Raw genomic sequence first — 18457 nt, 5'->3', positions numbered from 1 at the left:
CATAATAAGGGTAGCTTTTTTACAAGAAAGGTTAGCCTATGTACAACTCTTGGCGGGTCACGTAGCAATATGAAATTTGATGAATAATGTTGCCTTTTACCTTTTTCATTTTGTAACCCTCCATTTCTTGTAATTTAATTTACCCTTTTTATTGTATAATTTTCCATTTGTTTCTGTCAATCCATTTTCAAAAAAATTCCTGTTCATTCCTCTGAAAAATTTAATTTATTACACTTATATTCATCAGGCTGAAGTTTATGATAAGAAATCTATGCACCGAGTTTTAAGGATTAGTCCTGCTTCTTATTTGTTCGGTTTGTACAGAATGCTTTTGGATCATTTATTCATATTAGCTAGAAATCCTCCAAGAAGGTCTTCTACGCTTTCTGTCTCTTCTTCTTGATCTTCTTCTGTTGCAGCTTGTTCCTGTCTAGCCTTTTCCCAATCAAAATTCATTAAATCATTATCCAGTTCATCATCAATAGCAAGAGGAACCTCTTGCGGTTCCTCTTGTTCAACATCGATGCTTGATTCTGCTGGAATTATAAAGTTATCTTCTATTTCTTCTTGTTTGTCCTCTTGCAAATACAGTGCTTCATTAATATCCAAAGCATTACTATTAAGCGATGCCAAAATTGATGTTGCACGAATTGGATCAGCTAACAATTGATAGACGATACTCCCTAACATAGCTTCTGAATGGGAGTGTTTTAACCAATTTTTTTGGTCTTTACTTAATTGTTTTGGTAATGGAAGTGTTACCGTTTCTCTCTCTTTCGATAATGAGCTATTAACACCCTCCAAAATAAACTCTGCCATTTTGCTAGAAAAGTTTCTTCTCTCTGTTTCTTTTAACTTTTGCAGTTGCTTTAGGATATGATCAGGTGTATCTGAAGGAAGACGAAATGTAATTGCTTGTCCCCTTTGTATACTTGCTGAGCCCTTTTTATTCATAAGACCACCCTATTTTTGTACTGGTTGTTTCTCTACCTTTTTTGCATTTGTGTTTGTATTATTATTCTTTCTTGCATAATCAGAAATTAATTTATAGTAAGCATTTGCCATCATCCAAATGCTTTCTTTTTCATCTTCAAAAAACTCAATGTTATAACCATCTAAACTATTATTTAACATTTTAATATAGTCTTTTAATACCATTGCTCCGCCACCAATGAAGTAACAGATTTCCGTTTGGGAGTTTTTCTGCCATACATTACGTAAGTGGCGATATTGCTTTTTAGCCAACTCTAAAAGAATACGATCTGTAATATCATGAACACTTGTCCGACTTCCTTTAACCATGATATGGTTTCGGTCGTTTTTTCGTGTAATGATTTCAACAACATCTCTACGACTATCTAACTCTACGCCATGCTTTGTACGAATTTCTTCTCTAATAGATTCAAGCGCTTCAGATACTCCAATATTAAAGCCTTGAGCTTTATCATCATCTACATTGCGATTTTTAATGACAGCAACATCTGTTGATAATCCCCCAATATCTTGGATAAGAATTCTTTTATCAATAAGATCACGGTTAATGATATTTAACTCATTATCCATTACTAGATTGATATAAGCTGCAAATCCTTCTGGGTAAACCTTTACTTCATCAAACTTTATATTCACTTTAATTCCTTGATATTTAGGAGTTACTAAAAATTCAACTTGATGAACTGAACTTAATAGCTGTGAGCGATAGCCTACATCCTTACCTTCTTTAACTTCGCGTAGAGGTAAACCAGTTCCCAGCGTGTAACTTGCATCAATTACATTGCCTGTTTTTTTGAAAATCCCTGAATTTTGTTCTCTCACTGCGTCTAATGCTAATGAGGCAAAAAGCATAACTAAAGTCTGATCTTCTTCTGATTTACTGCTACCAGGATCAAGCTCATTTGGATTGTCACTCTTTGTTGCTAAATTCCCAACACGATAAATAACGTTATTTTCTTTTAAGGCAGGGGAGTGAACTCGAATGTGAATTCCATCTAAAGGATCTTTTTCATTTAATTCTTCTATTCCAATGACTGGTCGATCTTCTGTATCTCTTGCAATTACATTCGGTATGTACAGGTTAAAATCTAATTTTCCAAATAATGCTTTTACGCAATCATTTCCAACGTCTATTGCTGCAATTCTACTAGTACTCATCCAATCATTCCTTTCATATAAAATAAATAAAGTATAAGAATATACCTTATCTATTTAATTCAAGGTTAAAGCAGTCGAAGATAATCGTCAATATTACTTTAGTTGTGTTCAACTAGAAAACAAGTTTTCTAGTTTGTATACAAATAGACAAAAGTGTTTACAACCTTACACACCAACAAGTTTACAGATTTGCAAACAAGTAAACACTTTTGTATTCAAAAAGAAAACATTTCGTATACTTGTATACATCGACGTAAACCTCTATTTCCCCTTTCCCTTCGACATGGTTTTCTCTTTCTTTTTACTCATATGCAAAAAGTGTCGCTAATTAAATAATTCTATTGTTTTTGTAGAGAAGCTAGGTTTAGACAATATTATAGGTTTGACCAAGGATTTATAAGAAAGCGGAAATCCCGTTTATCGAAGTATTATGATCCAGAGTACTTCGTATGAAATAAAGTGAGACTTGCTAAACGTACAAGTTATCCCCCACCTTCTCTTTCATTCTTCGATTCAAACTAGCTTAAGTGGATTTTACTGTGCGTTAATTTCGGCTATAGTAAACACGAAAATCATGAGCGATTCATTGTTGACTGATCGTAATGAGGCGTGTGAAGTTCAGTGGATGTTGAGCTTGGCAATAAAACAAAGAACAAAATCTATTACTTTTTATCTCTTAAAAGTAAATATTGTTTAATAATATGAATTCTATGTGCCTCATGACATAAGAAGGAACTGACGGGGATATTCGATTAAATGACACCACTATTTCTAACAGCAATTCAATTTCTATATATATGCAAGCTTTAAATAGGTTCTGTTAAAGCTCACTGTTGATTTTGGCACTTTGTTAATTGGGACGGATACGTGAGACTCCTGGGGGAGTGCGAGTCCAAGAGAGCCCGCGGAAAAACAACCAAGTTTAAAAGTGCCTTAAAATAATGTGAAACTTTGACATAATACAGATTTCAAGTATTTCAAGTCTACTCCGATATTATACATGTTAGAGCAAAGGTAATATTGGAGTAGGGATGTTGCAAAACTAAAATAATCCCTCGCAAATTACCTTCACACAAAAACTTATATCAAGCTTTATAACCGTTAAAAATAAGAGAATAAATTAAGTTGTCGTCAAACAAGAAAACATTGATGTGCAAATTGTATACAAAAAGGTATACATGTTTACATTTAAGTGCACAATAGATCGAAAAATGTGTACATCCAACAATACCAACATGCGTACGGATTTGTATGCATGTTTACTCTTATGTAAACAACACGTATGCGTTTTGTTTACTTGTATACAATATTGTAAACATTGGTTTTTTGGATACTTTACACATGAAAACATTGCTTATATCCTTTAGGTTCGACTCTACTAATATTGTTTCCTATAATAAGATTGTCTCACTGCTTTACTTAAGATTATCTATAGTGATTTGATTTACTTCATTTGCTATTATCTAAAATATAATCACTTTAATTGCTTTAATAGTAGCTTTTCCCAAAGTCTCCAAGGGAGAACAAATTTAAAGATAATCATTATTTTTACGCCCTTCCCTACCTTATACCGTAATGTAGTTTGTTTCTTTTGGGCAATGTTTGCAATTAATTTCGCAACTTGAACTGGATCACCAAGTTTATTTGCGCCTATCTCAATATGGTGTTCCAGCTTTTTCATTTGCTCATAGTAAGGTGAACTAGCTTTTAAAGATTTTTCAGTTACTTGTTTTCCTGATGACCAAATATTTGTTTGAAATGAACCTGGCTCTATAATAACAACGTCAATGCCAAACGGCTTCATCTCTAATCTAAGCGATTCACTCCAGCCTTCTAATGCATATTTAGAGGTTATATATGGTGACAAACCAGGAAATCCAATTCTACCACTTATACTACTAACATTTATGATTCTTCCCTTGCGTTGTTTTCTCATCATTGGAAGGACTGCTTGAGTGATACTGATAACCCCAAACACATTGGTCTCAAATTGTTTTCGATATTCTTCTACCGGAATCTCCTCCACAAAGCCTGCACCAGCATAACCTGCATTATTAACAAGAACATCAATTCTTCCGAGTTCCTCCATAAAGATCCTCCAATTATTAATTGAATGATTAGATGTAACATCTAACTCGAATAATTGGATTCTGTCTTTCACTCCAAGACGTTCAGCTTGATTGACCAAAGGGAAACCTTTGGTCATATCACGCATTGTTGCTATAACGTGAAACCCTTTTTGGGCTAACTCCAATGATGTTAACAAACCAAAGCCGCTAGAAGAACCAGTTACAACTGCAATTTGATGTTTCATACGCTTTCCCCTTTCATCCCATTTACAAGTCAGTATGAAGAAGTCTGTTGGACCGATTTTGTTTCTTCTTTTTTATAGGAAACAAAATAATTGTTGACCCCCCTTCCCTATTAACATTGCTATTAAATTCCTTCCTAATCACATCTTTTTACGTTTATCTAGTAGTGTAAGAATACCATCTTCATCTATTACATGGAAATTGTACTAGACCATTAATTACTAACTTCCTATGTTTGGAGAACGAGATAATAAAAGCACCCCCAAGTCATTCTGTGACCTGGGAGTGCTTACTTTTTTAGAAGTTATACCTAACTTTAAACAGTATCTAAATCAATCTACCATCGAGAAGTTAGCATTTTGCGTCTTGTATAAAATTCAACACCATCTGATCCATTCGCATGGAGATCTCCGTAGAATGAATTCTTCCAACCAGAGAATGGGAAGAAAGCCATAGGTGCAGGTACTCCGATATTGACACCAAGCATTCCAACTTCGATGTTTTCTCTGAAGTAACGAACATTACTGCCGTTCTGTGTGAATAGACATGCTCCATTTCCAAAGTCAGATTGGTTTGTTAACTCAATTGCCTCTTCAAGACTCTTAACACGTACAATCGAAAGCACTGGAGCAAAAATCTCATCCTTCCAAATTTTCATTGATGGGTTTACGTTGTCAAAGATTGTTGGTCCAATAAAGAATCCATTTTCATGGTATGCCTCATCTTTACGCCCATCCCGAATGAGTGTTGCACCTTCGTTTACTCCACTTTCAATATAGCTAACTGTTCTTTTTTTATGATCCTCGCGAATGACTGGTCCTAAAAACACATCTTCTTCAAGACCATTGCCAATTTTAATTTCATCTGCTTTTTCATTAAGCTTTTGGATTAGTGGTTCAACAACATCGTCAACAGCCACTACAACTGAGCAAGCCATACATCTCTCACCTGCAGAGCCATAGGCAGCAGCGATAATTTCCTTTACTGTAGTATCTAAATTGGCATCCGGCATAACAATTGAGTGATTCTTTGCACCAGCTAACGCTTGAACGCGCTTTCCATTTGCTGAGGCGGATTTATAGATATATTCTGCTACAGGCTGAGACCCAACAAACGAGATGGCTGGTACATCTTTATGATCCAGTAGGCCATTTACAACATCATGAGCTCCATGAATGATATTAAGTACACCATCTGGTAATCCGGCTTCCTTAAATAAATCTGCCAATCGATTCGCTAATAATGGTGTTCTTTCAGAAGGCTTTAAAACGAATGTGTTGCCCATTGCAATTGCTAGTGGGAACATCCAGCACGGAACCATCATCGGGAAGTTAAATGGCGTTATTCCGCCTATTACCCCAACAGGATAACGATACATACCTGATTCAATATTTGTAGCGATGTCAGGTAATTGTTTCCCCATCATTAATGATGGAGCACCAGCTGCAAATTCTACACACTCGATTCCCCGTAGAACCTCACCATGAGCTTCCTTAAAGCTTTTTCCATTTTCTAAAGTAATCAATCTAGCAAGTTCATTCCAGTTATCTACTAACAACTGCTGATATTTAAATAGAATACGCGCACGTTTTGGAACTGGTGTTTTACTCCAGGTTTTGAATGCTTCCTTCGCCGCCTTAACACCAGCATCTACATCTTCTTTTATAGAAATTGGTACTTGTGCTAATTCCTCACCTGTAGCAGGATTAGGTACAATTTGATATTGATCAGTTTTAGCGTCAATCCACTCACCATTAATATAATTCTTTAAAACTTGCGTAGTTGTTGTTGTCATAAAAATTTCCCCTCTCTTAACATGCTATAAAAAATATTTTTTAGAAGATTGAATATAAAATAACCGCTAAAACTAATACAATTGTTGGTAGTACTACACTTAGCATAAAGATTGGCCCATACGAGCGTTTATGCGTTTCCCCACAGATAGCTCTTATTGTTGTCACAACATATCCATTATGTGGTAGTGAGTCAAGGCCTCCAGATGCCAACGCAGAAATTCGGTGCATTGCACCTGGATCAAGTCCTTGTGCTAAATAAATCGGCGACAATATTGGTAATGCAATTCCTAATCCGCCAGAAGCTGATCCTGTTATTCCACAAATAAGTGTTACTGCAATCGCTAACCCCATTAATGGTGGTCCAGGTATATTAACTAAAGCATCAACGACAGTATCAAAGGCTGCAACTTGTGCGGCAACACTTCCAAACCCAACTACAGCACACGTATTCCCTACTGCAACCAAAGCATCTTGGGCACCTTTGGCAAGTGCGCCCCAGAACTCTTGTAAAAAGTTAAACATTAATACACATGCCATAAGAATTCCGGTAGCTAACGAAATTAATGCAGCACCTGTTGAAGATGTAAAGTTTGAAATCGTGTTAAGCATTGCAATTACGGTAACTAATGGTAACACCGCAAATATAATATTTGGATATTTTTTATCTGTAGATCCTGTTTCGGGCCTTTGTGCCTCAAGTTCTATACTTGCTGCAATTTCATCTGCTGCTTTTGACGATGCATCATTTGGTAGGGAGAAAACCTCTCCATTTTGAACAGCCTTTTTAACCATTCTCCCTAACCACCATCCACCAACAACCATTATAAGTAGCGCCATGATCACACCAATAACGCCACCCGCAGTCGGTTTTGTCCCAAAGAACTCAGTAGGAATCAAATTTTGGATCTCTGGAGAACCAGGAGCTGTCATCGTAAAGGATATTGATCCAAATACTAAAGCAACTGGAATAAATCGATGGGGCAAATTTGCTACTTTAAATAAAGAAACCGCAATTGGATATACGGCAAAGCCAACCACAAATAAACTAACCCCTCCGTACGTCATAATTGCTGCAGCTGCAACCACTGCAAACACCGCTCGTGATGGTCCGAGAGTATTCTTTACCCAATTTGCAATGCTATCTGCTGCCCGAGTTGCCTGCATGATTTTACCAAAAATGGCTCCTAGTAAGAAAATTAAAAACCACGATGCGAAATAGGATGTAAATCCTGTCATATAGTGCTCAGTCAAGGCAGTTTCTAGATTCAGGCCACCTGTAAGCGCAACCAATATTGCACTAAATATAGCAGCAATAATGATATTAATCCCCTTCATTGTTAAATAAATTAGTAGGATAAGTGAAGCGATCAATCCTAGCATTCCAATCATTTTATTTCCCCCTGTCCCCTGAACTACATTTACATAACCTTTTCTTCACTTGTGAATTGATAATCAAAGCAATTATGATAGAGTTCTTCTAATTCTACTCGAGTTGGAACTCTAGGGTTGTTAGCTGGGCTTCCGCTATCTAAGGCATCTACTGCCATCTTACCAACAACACGCTCAAATGCTCCACGTTCAATTCCCCAGCCTTTAAGGTTTGGAATATTTAGTTGCAAACAAAGATTTTTAACTGAAGTAACGGCTATTTCTGCTGCCTCTTCATTCGTCAGATTGATACCATTAGGCTTAAATATACGCCCTAAATCTGCTAAACGGTCAATACAAGCTTCCTTACTAAATTCTAAAACTGCAGGTAAGAGCATTGCATTTGAATATCCATGTGGGACATGAAATAATGCACCGATAGGTCTGGACATTCCATGGACAAGGCATACCGAGGCATTCGTAAACGCCATACCCGCTTGTAGTGACCCTAAACTCATCGCCTCAAGAGCATCAAGATCTTCCCCGTTATTGTAAGCGGTTAAAATATTCCCCACTAATAGTTTCATAGCAGATAACGCAATGGTATCTGTCATTGGATGAGCACGTTTCGAAAGGTAAGCCTCAATCGCATGGCTCAGCGCATCCACTCCTGTAGCTGCTGTAATATGCTGTGGAGATGTAATCGTCAATAATGGATCTACAATCGCTACATCTGGCATAAAGGCAGGTTGCTTAATCATCATCTTTACGTCATTTAATGTATTGGTTATCACCGTTACATCTGTTGCTTCTGAACCAGTTCCAGCTGTTGTTGGAATTGCGATATGTGCGATTGGTGTGTTCTCTACACTTTTTTTGTTCGCCCTATAATCACCAATGTAACCATCATTTGTAGCCAAGACAGCAATTGCCTTCGCAGTATCGATACAGCTTCCTCCACCAATAGAAATAACAACATCACATTTTTTCTTTTTTAATAGCTCTAAGGATTCTGCAACATATTGATCTGTTGGTTCAGAATCAACACCTAAATAAATCTCACTATTCACTCCCTCTTTTTGAAGGTAGCTTTGACATTGACTTACAAGCCCGAGCTGATTCATCACTTTATCACTAACAATGAGTGCCCTTTTCCCTCTAAGTGTACTTTCTGTTCCTACATTTTTAAAAGCTTCCCGCCCGTATAAAATTGTTTGTGGTGTACGAAAAACAGCAAATTTATCCACTTGGCTTATCACTCCTTTTTCCTATATACATATAAAGAAGCAAGAAGCGTGCCAACTTTTTCATCTTGTAAAATTAACATTTAGCCGAACAAAAGTGCAAGCGCCTTGATCAGCCCCGACAAGCATAAGATGATTTAGAATAGAAGGCGTTCCTTGCCTTCAATTCTAAATTAGCTTATGACCTCGAGGGGCTAGGCGCTGGAGCTGGATGATAAAAACTGTAGTTAACACACTACAACTGTAGTTGTTTTGTAGTGAAACCACTACACTACAATCAAGTAACCCTATACTTTTTTAACTTTTGATAAAGAGTTGTTCGATGAATGCCTAATAGTTCAGCAGCTTTTGATTTATTCCCACCAGCAGTTTTCAACGCCTTAATGATCAATTCCTTTTCTCGTTCGTTTTCATACATTTTTGCCTCTTCCATTAATCCTTTTCTACTTAAAGGCTTTCTTTCTTCAATTACATCCTTTTCAAAGCCTCTCATAGTTTCAGACAAATGCATTAGCTCAATAATAGGTCCATCTACTAAAGTAACTAGACTCTCGATCGAGTTCAGCATTTCACGAATATTACCTCTCCATTCATATTGCATAAATGCCGAAATAGCTTCCTGTGTGAAGTATTTTGTTTGTATCCTGTATTTATCACAAATTTCTTTTATATAATAGGAAAGGAGGATCGGTATATCTTGCCTCCGTTCGCGAAGAGCGGGGATATGTAAGTGAATAATGTTAAGTCGATAGAACAAATCTTCACGAAATTCCCCTTTGTCTACCATGCCCTTAAGGTTCCGGTTCGTTGCTGCAATAATTCTTACATTTATTTGATATTTTTTAATACCCCCAACGCGTTCAACCTCTCTCTCTTGTAAAACACGTAAAAGTTTTGTTTGCATCATTAACGGCATTTCTCCTATTTCATCTAAAAAGATCGTCCCATTATCAGCCAATTCAAATTTCCCTGGTTTTCCACCCTTCCTTGCCCCAGAAAAGGCACCTTCTTCATACCCAAATAATTCTGACTCAAATAAATGCTCAGGGATTGCCCCGCAATTCACACTTATAAATGGCCCTGTTGCAAACGGACTTAAATGGTGAATGCTTTTCGCAAACATTTCTTTCCCAGTACCACTCTCACCTGTAATTAAGACAGTTGCTGCCGTCCTTGCAGCCCTTCTTGCTAACCTTTTAATCGTTGTCATCGCATCACTGACACCAATTATTTGATCAAGCGTCATACGACTATCTTGTTCTTTATTTAAGGTAAATGGCCTTTCTATCGTTTGATCTTTTATATGATTCTCCTGTAACCGTTCATATATTTTATATATTTCTGTAACTCCTTCAAAAATGAGCATTCCTATTGCACCAACAACTTTTCCATCTTTAATAATAGGAATGCGATGAACAACCATATCTTGTCCTTGTATATTTTGGACAACACCTCGTTCTTGAATGGCTGTTTTTACTGTTAGATGGAGATTGGTATTATCAATGACTTCCGTTACATGCCGACCAATTGCATCATCTCTACTTATTCCTGTAAAACGACTATAGGCTTCGTTAAATTCTTGTAAAATACCATTCTCGTCAACAACTGCAATTCCTTCATATGCACTCTCTAAAATAACATTCAGTACTTCTGCACTATTTTGCTTTTGCTGCAGCCTATAAATATATTTTGAGAAGCCATCTAAAATATCTCTCTTTGTCAATATTCCTATAAGCATTCCAGATGTATCGATGACAGGTAATTGATTATATGGCATTGAAAAAACACCAAGAATTGAATCAAATTGATTAATAACAGCAAAATTCCGTTTTAATATACTACTTCCTACTAATTCATTCTCCTGCCCATTTACAAAATGATAAAGCGCCTGCCTCAATGTTACGATACCTATAAATTGAATATCATCAGTAACAATAGGGAGACCGTCTACCCTATTCTCTATCATCATCTCAGCAGCTTCCCTTATTGTTTGACCTTCTTTAATGCAAAAGGGATTTGGCGTCATCCAGTTTTTTACCTGAAGTAAATTTTCGAGATTCAATTCGTCTTTGCCTTTATGGATAAGATCATGTATAGCCATTTACATCCCCACTTCATAAATATATTGTTTCTACTAGTATCCTATTAACAATAACGATGAATTTTGAAGCGTTTTCAAAAAGAAATATAAAAGAAACTCATCTTTACTTCTTTTTATTATAGTATAACAAAACTTATCAAATAATTGGTAACATGGTGAATTTTCCTATTATTCTAATAAAATATCATTATTATTTAATAATAACCTAACATCCTAAAAACATAGTAAAACAAGGAAAATGATTATTTTTTGACAACACTAACCCACAAAAGTATTATAGTAGAAGAACAAAGGAGGTTGTATGATGTCAGACTTGAATAAACAGAAAATTGTGGCAAGTGTTCCTCAAAAAGGATTTTTTGGACATCCTAAGGGATTATTCACTCTTTTCTTTACAGAGTTTTGGGAGCGTTTCTCATACTATGGAATGAGAGCAATTCTTGTATTTTATATGTATTATGAAGTATCAAAGGGTGGATTAGGTCTAGATGAAAACATGGCTCTTGCCATTATGTCGATCTATGGATCACTAGTGTATATGTCCGGAATAATTGGTGGTTGGCTTGCGGACAGAATATTTGGTACGTCCAAGGCTATATTTTACGGTGGAATATTGATCATGTTTGGTCACATTGTATTAGCAATTCCTGGAAGCGTAGCCATGTTTTTTGTCTCTATGGTTCTTATTGTACTTGGTACAGGGCTACTAAAGCCAAACGTTTCAAGTGTTGTAGGTGAAATTTACAGTGAAGAAGACAACCGTCGCGATGCTGGATTTAGCATATTCTATATGGGGATTAACCTTGGAGGTTTCATTGCTCCATTAATTGTAGGAGAAGTAGGATTGAAGCATAACTTCCACTTAGGCTTTGCTATTGCCGCTGTCGGTATGTTTTTAGGATTATTAGTCTTTATTTTTACAAAGAAAAAAAATCTTGGTCTTGCAGGTACAGTTGTAGCAAACCCGCTTTCACCAACTGAAAAGAAAAAAGTCTTTTCGATTATTGGACTAGCTGCTTTACTTATAGCTATCATAATAGCAGTTACAATCCCACTCGGTATTCTAACATTTAAAACCTTTATAGCACTTATAGGAATTTTAGGGATTCTCATCCCAACGATCTATTTCATAGTTATGTACCGTAGTCCTAAAACAACAGCAGTCGAGCGGTCTAGAATCCTTGCTTATATTCCGCTATTTATTGCTTCTGTTATGTTCTGGGCGATTCAAGAACAAGGCTCAACTATTCTTGCCCATTATGCTGATAAACGTACTGATCTAGAGTTCGCAGGCTTTACAATCTCACCTGCATGGTTCCAATCATTAAATCCGTTATTTATTATCATTTTAGCGCCAGTATTTGCTTGGCTTTGGGTGAAACTAGGAAATCGTCAGCCCTCTGTTCCTAAGAAGTTCTCATTAGGCTTATTATTTGCTGGTTTGTCATTCCTTGTCATCCTGTTGCCAGGATACTTGACGGGTTCAGATTCATTGGTCAATCCATTATGGCTTGTTCTTAGCTATTTCATTGTCGTACTTGGTGAACTATGCTTGTCACCTGTAGGACTTTCAGCTACTACAAAATTAGCACCTGCAGCATTTTCAGCTCAGACGATGAGTTTATGGTTTTTATCAAACGCTGCTGCACAGGCCATTAATGCACAAATTGTTAAATTCTATACACCTGAAACAGAAATGGTTTACTTTGGTGTAATTGGAGGAGTAGCAATTCTTCTCAGCATCCTTCTTTTTGCCCTATCACCTAAAATTCAGGGCTTTATGAAAGGTGTACGTTAAATTTCATTGCTTGTTCGTATGAGCATTTGTTTATATCCCCTGGAATCCTGTGTGAATGTCCTGTTACACACAATTCCAGAGGATTTTTTTAATTAAGGCTCTTTTCTAAGTGACTGTTGCTTTAAAACGAAAACTGTTTAAGGTTGATTGGAACGGATTGCGAGACTCATACAGGCGTTTACGCCGAGGAGGCTCACCGCCCGCCCCGCGGAAAGCGAGCATCTCTCACTGCAATCAACCACACCTCACTACCTGTTAAATAGCAACAAAGTTTGCGAAAACAGCCTTAATTAATTTTTACAGGCCTATGACAACAACTGCTATATAACGTAACTAATACATAATCCGATTGATAAAAGGATTCCAAAAACAGTATTTGTCTGGGCAGTTGCCTTCATTGCTAAAATCATCTGTGCAGGAGAATGAGCACCGCCTAAAAAGCCTTTTAATGCTTGAACAGGCTTAGGGAAGCTTAGAAAAACAAGTAATAACCATGGACTCACAAATTCAACTAGTACTAACCCAGTAACCCAAAAATATGAAACTAAAAACATTGCTCCTAGTAAATAAACGGCCCTTTTTCTCCCAATTAAAATAGCTAAAGTCCTTCTCCCTCCCTTAGTGTCTTCTTCTATATCTCTAATATTATTTGATAAATTAATTGCCCCTACTAAAATTCCGATTGGAATTGATAAAAGGATACTTTGAACATTAAGAGTACCTGTTTGAATATAGAAGGAAATTAAAATAAAAATTGATCCCATACAAAGTCCTGACAAAAGTTCTCCAAAAGGAGTATAAGCGATAGGCAAAGGACCACCGGTATATAAATAGCCTATTAACATACCTATCCCCCCAATAAGAGCTAACCACCAGCTACTGTTCATACATATATATACACCTAATAATAGAGCAATTCCGTATGACCCCAATGCCAGCTTTAAAACCGTTTTCGGCTTCATTCCGTGACGTACGATGGCTCCTCCAATTCCAACAGAGTCCTCCGTGTCTAACCCACGTTTGAAATCATAATATTCATTAAACAGATTTGTAGCAATTTGGAGCCATAAACAAGATAAGAGCATCGTTATAAAAAGACTTGCATCAAGGTCTATATAAAACATAGCTAACACTGTACCAATCAATACAGGTACAAATGATGCGGTTAATGTATGAGGACGGGTTAATTGCCACAATATTTTACCTCTACTTAATGGTTCCTTTTGATTATTACTATTTTTTGTTTTCACATAAAACTTCCTTTCTTAAAAGTCCTTTTCATCTAGTTATAACTAAATATAAGTACTATTTAATTACTGGTTTATTCATTTAACTGAACTTCTCTAGATGTTCGTTCATTCATACATAAACATTATACATGATTAATTTCCTAAGCAATGAAAAAGAGCATCTGCAATTACAGATACTCTTTAATAATGTGATCCTATTTACTGTTCTATATCCTATCTTTTCAATGTACCTGCTTTTCAAACAGGATGTGACGTTCATTCATTTTTGCAATTCTGATCAATAAAAAAACGCATAAAACAATGAGAGTGAAACCTATTAAAAGGATAATCGTTGGATTGAAAAAAAATAACCCGCTTACCTGACTTAGTAATAGACCGATTATTGGCAAGACCGTAGCTCCTCCTATTTGTTGTGCTTCTTGAAATCCCTTTACACGTGCAGATATAAGAATATTAAGTAAGATCGTCAGTGCTGTAAGAGAAGGAACAACCCAACAAACAAACAACAGCCAATCCACCGTCAAAAAGAGAAAACGGTCAAATTGTCCATAAGTAAGGATATTAATGAAACATGAGCATAATAGAAAACCTCCAAGCGAAATACTCATCGATGGGATAAAGGCTGCAAGCATTTTACCAATAAACAAATCCTTGATCGCAATTGGCGCAAATAACAAGCTTTCTAATGTCCGTCTCTCTTTTTCTCCGACAAAACTGTTGGCAGCTATCATCATTGAAGAAATAACTGGTACAAGCAGATACATAGACGGAAGCATGTAATTTACGAATAAATAAATCGCCTGTCTCTCTTTAGTCGGAAGACTCCTTATTAACTCCCCATCATCCCCAGGTATTGTCCCTACTAAACTCATCATTTGATCAATCTCGTTTAGAAATGAAAGATTATTAGATTGAAGAAGATAAACAAGAATACCCGGCATTATAACACATAGCATTATTGGTAAAATCAACATTGGAAGTAATATCTGCTTGATTGCAAGGATCGATTTTATATCTTTTTTTGCAATGATCCACACCATTCCTTTATTCATCGTTTCTCCGCCTCACTTCAAAATAAATTGACTCCAAGCTTATATTTTCAATGTTTGTTGAATGTACCCAGGTTTCCTTTAAGATCTCATTTAATAAAGGTGATATCTCCCTTTTTGAAGGAAGAGTAAAGAGTATCGTAGTTTCATTTACCCGTTCAACAGGGTACCCACAATATGCAGTTGAATCCAATTTGAGTCCGGTTTCTACCCTTAACGAAATGTCTGTTATAAAGCCTTTCTCTAATTGTTGCCTTGTTCCCTGTGCTAGGACACTTCCCTTCTCCATAAATACATATGAGTGGCAAATATCCTCCAACTGCCGAAGAACATGAGAGCAAATTATTATTGTTGTTTGCTCCGTTTTATTCAGTTTTGTTAAATATTTCATAACATCCCTTATTCCATCAGGATCAAGGCCGTTTGTTGGTTCGTCTAGAAATAAAAGCTTCGGCTTATGAAGCAGTGCCTTCGCTAGTGCAAGTCGCTTCTTCATTCCAGTGCTATATGTTCCAACTTTCTTTTTACGATGGGCATAAAGATCAAAGTCTTTAAGCAATTCATTCACTCGTTTTATTGCTTTCCTGACTCCATAAATTTGTGAAAAAAATAATAGATTATCTTCTCCGCTCATTTCGTGATAGAGTCCTGCACCCTCTGTGACAATACCACTCATTTGACGGATTACATTTCCATCATTCAAAGGGTTAAAACCGTTAATTTTCATAGTTCCTTGCTCCGGCTGAATCACACCGTTCAACAGCCTAATCATCGTCGTTTTCCCAGAGCCATTCGGGCCCAGTAGCCCAACAATACTCCCTTTCTTCACCGTGAAACTCATCCCTGATAATACAGGCTGTGAACCAAACTGCTTATGAATATTGTTTACAGTTATCAACTGTTACACCTCCGCTTTTCCTCTTATGCTTATATGACGATACGAACTTAACAATCGTTTTTATAAATAGAAAATGTGCGCTTCCTTATTTAGACTAGGAACCTCTTTTACAGTAATAGTAGGGGAAACCTAATAAAAAACACCCCCTACAATAGGATTTCTCCTAAAGTAGGGGGCATTTTATTAGCATCAATATTTTTATCCATATTACATCGCTATCTTTGGCCAACAATAAACTATTTTTAATTTTCCCACTTATTTTCCCTTAATCTATATTATTATTCGATCCTACGAAACCTTTTTCGATATGGTCTAATCACAAAGAAATAATAAAACAAACTCGGCCATGGAAATTGAATCAATCCCCATATACCCCAAAACCAAGAATATGTCCCCTTTTTCTTTGCATCTACAAATAAAAGAATGCCCTGAGTAAGGAGGATAGGTGCTACTAGAAGAATCACCACTAAAACTTCAATATCCATTATCAAAACATAGTCACCTCATTTCGCTGCTTCCTTCTTCGTTTTTTTTCAAGCATAAAAATAATCGGAATTAAGAGCAATGCAAACCCTTGAATCCATATAAAAACAGTCATCATTTTAAAGGCAATTGTTGAGTATGAAATTAGAATAAGTAGAGCTGTTACTAAAAATGCTACCATTTCCCGTTTATAAGCCTTTTTACGTTCAGCTTTAAATTTCGTTAGGGAATGCATTAGTTGATAGGCTTCAGGAATTTCCGTTTCTTGCATTTCCTCTACCTTTTGCAAATCCTTAACTAAATGGCTGATCCATTCGTCTTCATTGTTCTCTTTCATCACTGCAACTCCTTTCTTATCCGCTTTAGACCATTGTGAACCCGGGTTTTTACTGTACCTTCTTTAAGATTGAGTATCTTTGCAATTTCTGGATACGTGAATCCATAGTAATGTCTTAGTAAAATAGGAGTACGAATATCTGGATCTAGTCTTGCAAACAACTCCAGATAGATCGTCCATTCCTGTCCATTTATCATGACATTCCATTTCATTTTTTGTTTTACGTCATCTCTAACCTTTTCATATCGCTTTTTATCCCTTACTTCCTTTCGTTGTTGATCAATAAATAATCGGGATGCAATGGAAATAAGCCATGTTGAATATTTTGATTCTCCCTTAAAGCTTTGAAGGTGGACATATGCTTTTAGCATTGTTTCTTGAATAAGATCTTCCGCCTGATCAGGGTGAAGGGTCAGTTTGATTAAATATTTATATAAGAACCTATAATTCATCTGAAACAGTTCGGTAAACGCCTCATCGTTCCCACGTTTTGCGTCGTTAACTAGTTTGCTCTCTTCTACCTGATCCAATCGATGACAAGCCCCCTTTCTGTTTGTTCTATCTATTAGACGTTTGTTTTCCTTTAACCGTTCATTTAAATATTTTTTGATAAGGCTCTTTTCTAAAAGATTGTTGCTTTTAAAACAAAAACTAATTCAGGTTGATTGGAACGGATTGCGAGACTCATGCAGGAGCAGCGGGACAGGTGAGACTCATGCAGGCGTTTACGCCGAAGAGGCTCACCGCCGCCAGCCCCGCGGAAAGCGAGCAACTCTCGCTGCAATCAACCACACCGCTTTACTTGGTTAATAGCAACAAAGTTTGCGAAAACAGCCTTTGATAATAAATGCACATAATCTATGATACATCTAAAACAGCTAACTAAAATCCTTAAAATTGGAATGAAACGTGACAAAAGTCACACCTTTATTCCTAAATAAAAAGTATGATAAACAAATATATCTATTTTTTTAAGGGGCTAGAGAAACAACAGCTTCTATAGAAGAGGTTGTATCCCGTTCAACTTTGATTAATAAATTGTCCAATCAATTAAATACGAATGTAAATAGATTTAAACGATAATTAAGTAAAGTGAAACAAGATGACTTTAGAACTATGTCATCTTGTTTTTTTTTGCCTTTCTAGAATTTCCTTTAAAACCACTGCTTGATTATGCTTCTGATCCTTTGCAGAATATATTAATGTTACATTCCTATTCTCTGCTACTAGATTCTTTAATTCTTCTAGTTGTGAATTTTTTTCTTTTTCATTCATTAGCTCCTCTATATATCTCTCCTTAAATTCACAAAATTTTACAGGATCATGATAAAACCACTTACGTAAATGAGTTGATGGAGCTACATGTTTCATCCAATAGTCAATTTTCACCTTTTCCCTTGCAAGACCTCTTGGCCATAATCTATCTACAAGAACACGGACACCATCATCTTTACACACTTCATCATAAATACGTTTGATCGTAACTGGCATACTATCATCTCCTTTATTCATTTTGTAACTTCACGATCTACCCTTTAACTGCAGAACAAAATTCAGGTGAGACCTTACAACAATTATTTCCCCATAAAAAAACTACATTTATTGGATTTGCCCTTTGATGAACTTAATTTCTTTTTTATAGGATTTCTCACGTTTCTCACATATTCCTT

At 36.3% G+C, this 18457-nt stretch carries 15 protein-coding genes; 1 reads left to right on the top strand and 14 read right to left on the bottom strand.

Translation table 11 applies throughout. From position 1 onward, the window contains the following. Positions 1 to 336 precede the first annotated feature (336 nt). The 7 genes from I7822_RS13395 to I7822_RS13365 all read right to left on the bottom strand — a co-directional run bounded on the left by I7822_RS13395 (position 337) and on the right by I7822_RS13365 (position 10972). On the bottom strand, positions 337 to 954 hold the full coding sequence (locus I7822_RS13395; RefSeq protein ID WP_207978927.1) for a hypothetical protein: 618 nt from the start codon (positions 952 to 954) through the stop codon (positions 337 to 339). 9 nt (positions 955 to 963) lie between these two features. Further along, on the bottom strand, positions 964 to 2151 hold the full coding sequence (locus I7822_RS13390) for a ParM/StbA family protein (protein WP_207978925.1): 1188 nt from the start codon (positions 2149 to 2151) through the stop codon (positions 964 to 966). 1474 nt (positions 2152 to 3625) lie between these two features. Further along, positions 3626 to 4465, bottom strand: a complete 840-nt coding sequence (locus I7822_RS13385) for an oxidoreductase (protein WP_207978923.1) — start codon at positions 4463 to 4465, stop codon at positions 3626 to 3628. A gap of 335 nt (positions 4466 to 4800) precedes the next feature. After that, positions 4801 to 6258, bottom strand: coding sequence for a CoA-acylating methylmalonate-semialdehyde dehydrogenase (locus tag I7822_RS13380; RefSeq protein WP_207978921.1), 1458 nt, complete (start codon positions 6256 to 6258; stop codon positions 4801 to 4803). 40 nt (positions 6259 to 6298) lie between these two features. Then, a complete protein-coding gene (locus I7822_RS13375; RefSeq protein ID WP_207978919.1) occupies positions 6299 to 7648 on the bottom strand; it encodes a GntP family permease in 1350 nt (449 codons plus the stop codon). A gap of 29 nt (positions 7649 to 7677) precedes the next feature. Continuing rightward, a complete protein-coding gene (locus I7822_RS13370) occupies positions 7678 to 8874 on the bottom strand; it encodes an iron-containing alcohol dehydrogenase (protein WP_207978917.1) in 1197 nt (398 codons plus the stop codon). Positions 8875 to 9148: 274 nt separating this feature from the next. Beyond that, complete coding sequence (locus tag I7822_RS13365) at positions 9149 to 10972, bottom strand: sigma 54-interacting transcriptional regulator (protein ID WP_207978915.1); 1824 nt, start codon at positions 10970 to 10972, stop codon at positions 9149 to 9151. Positions 10973 to 11276: 304 nt separating this feature from the next. On the opposite strand from I7822_RS13365, the gene I7822_RS13360 reads away from it, so the two are divergent. Further along, on the top strand, positions 11277 to 12770 hold the full coding sequence (locus tag I7822_RS13360) for a peptide MFS transporter (protein ID WP_207978910.1): 1494 nt from the start codon (positions 11277 to 11279) through the stop codon (positions 12768 to 12770). A gap of 320 nt (positions 12771 to 13090) precedes the next feature. On the opposite strand, the gene I7822_RS13355 is transcribed toward I7822_RS13360, so the two are convergent. The 7 genes from I7822_RS13355 to I7822_RS13325 all read right to left on the bottom strand — a co-directional run bounded on the left by I7822_RS13355 (position 13091) and on the right by I7822_RS13325 (position 18278). Beyond that, the gene (locus I7822_RS13355; protein ID WP_207978909.1) at positions 13091 to 14020 is read right to left on the bottom strand and encodes a 1,4-dihydroxy-2-naphthoate polyprenyltransferase; all 930 of its coding nucleotides are present in this window, start codon (positions 14018 to 14020) and stop codon (positions 13091 to 13093) included. 221 nt (positions 14021 to 14241) lie between these two features. After that, positions 14242 to 15072 (bottom strand): ABC transporter permease subunit, encoded by an 831-nt coding sequence (locus I7822_RS13350; protein ID WP_207978908.1) that lies wholly within the window; start codon positions 15070 to 15072, stop codon positions 14242 to 14244. Then, positions 15065 to 15967, bottom strand: coding sequence for an ABC transporter ATP-binding protein (locus tag I7822_RS13345; RefSeq protein WP_207978906.1), 903 nt, complete (start codon positions 15965 to 15967; stop codon positions 15065 to 15067). Before I7822_RS13345 ends, I7822_RS13350 begins: the two co-directional genes overlap by 8 nt. Positions 15968 to 16245: 278 nt before the next feature. Next, entirely contained in the window at positions 16246 to 16452 is a 207-nt protein-coding gene (locus tag I7822_RS13340) for a transcriptional regulator (RefSeq protein ID WP_207978905.1), read from the bottom strand. 2 nt (positions 16453 to 16454) lie between these two features. Beyond that, complete coding sequence (locus tag I7822_RS13335) at positions 16455 to 16787, bottom strand: YxlC family protein (protein ID WP_207978903.1); 333 nt, start codon at positions 16785 to 16787, stop codon at positions 16455 to 16457. Beyond that, positions 16787 to 17317, bottom strand: coding sequence for an RNA polymerase sigma factor SigY (sigY, locus tag I7822_RS13330; RefSeq protein WP_207978902.1), 531 nt, complete (start codon positions 17315 to 17317; stop codon positions 16787 to 16789). The genes I7822_RS13335 and sigY overlap by 1 nt, the downstream gene beginning before the upstream one ends. 589 nt (positions 17318 to 17906) lie before the next feature. Then, positions 17907 to 18278: a DUF488 domain-containing protein gene (locus I7822_RS13325; protein WP_207978898.1), complete on the bottom strand. Its 372-nt coding sequence runs from the start codon at positions 18276 to 18278 to the stop codon at positions 17907 to 17909. Between the last annotated feature and the right edge of the window lie 179 nt (positions 18279 to 18457).

This window comes from Metabacillus bambusae (assembly GCF_017497975.1).
Classification (GTDB): domain Bacteria; phylum Bacillota; class Bacilli; order Bacillales; family Bacillaceae; genus Metabacillus; species Metabacillus bambusae.
Note: the sequence above shows the minus strand (reverse complement) of the source record. Positions and strands in the feature narration are given on the sequence as shown.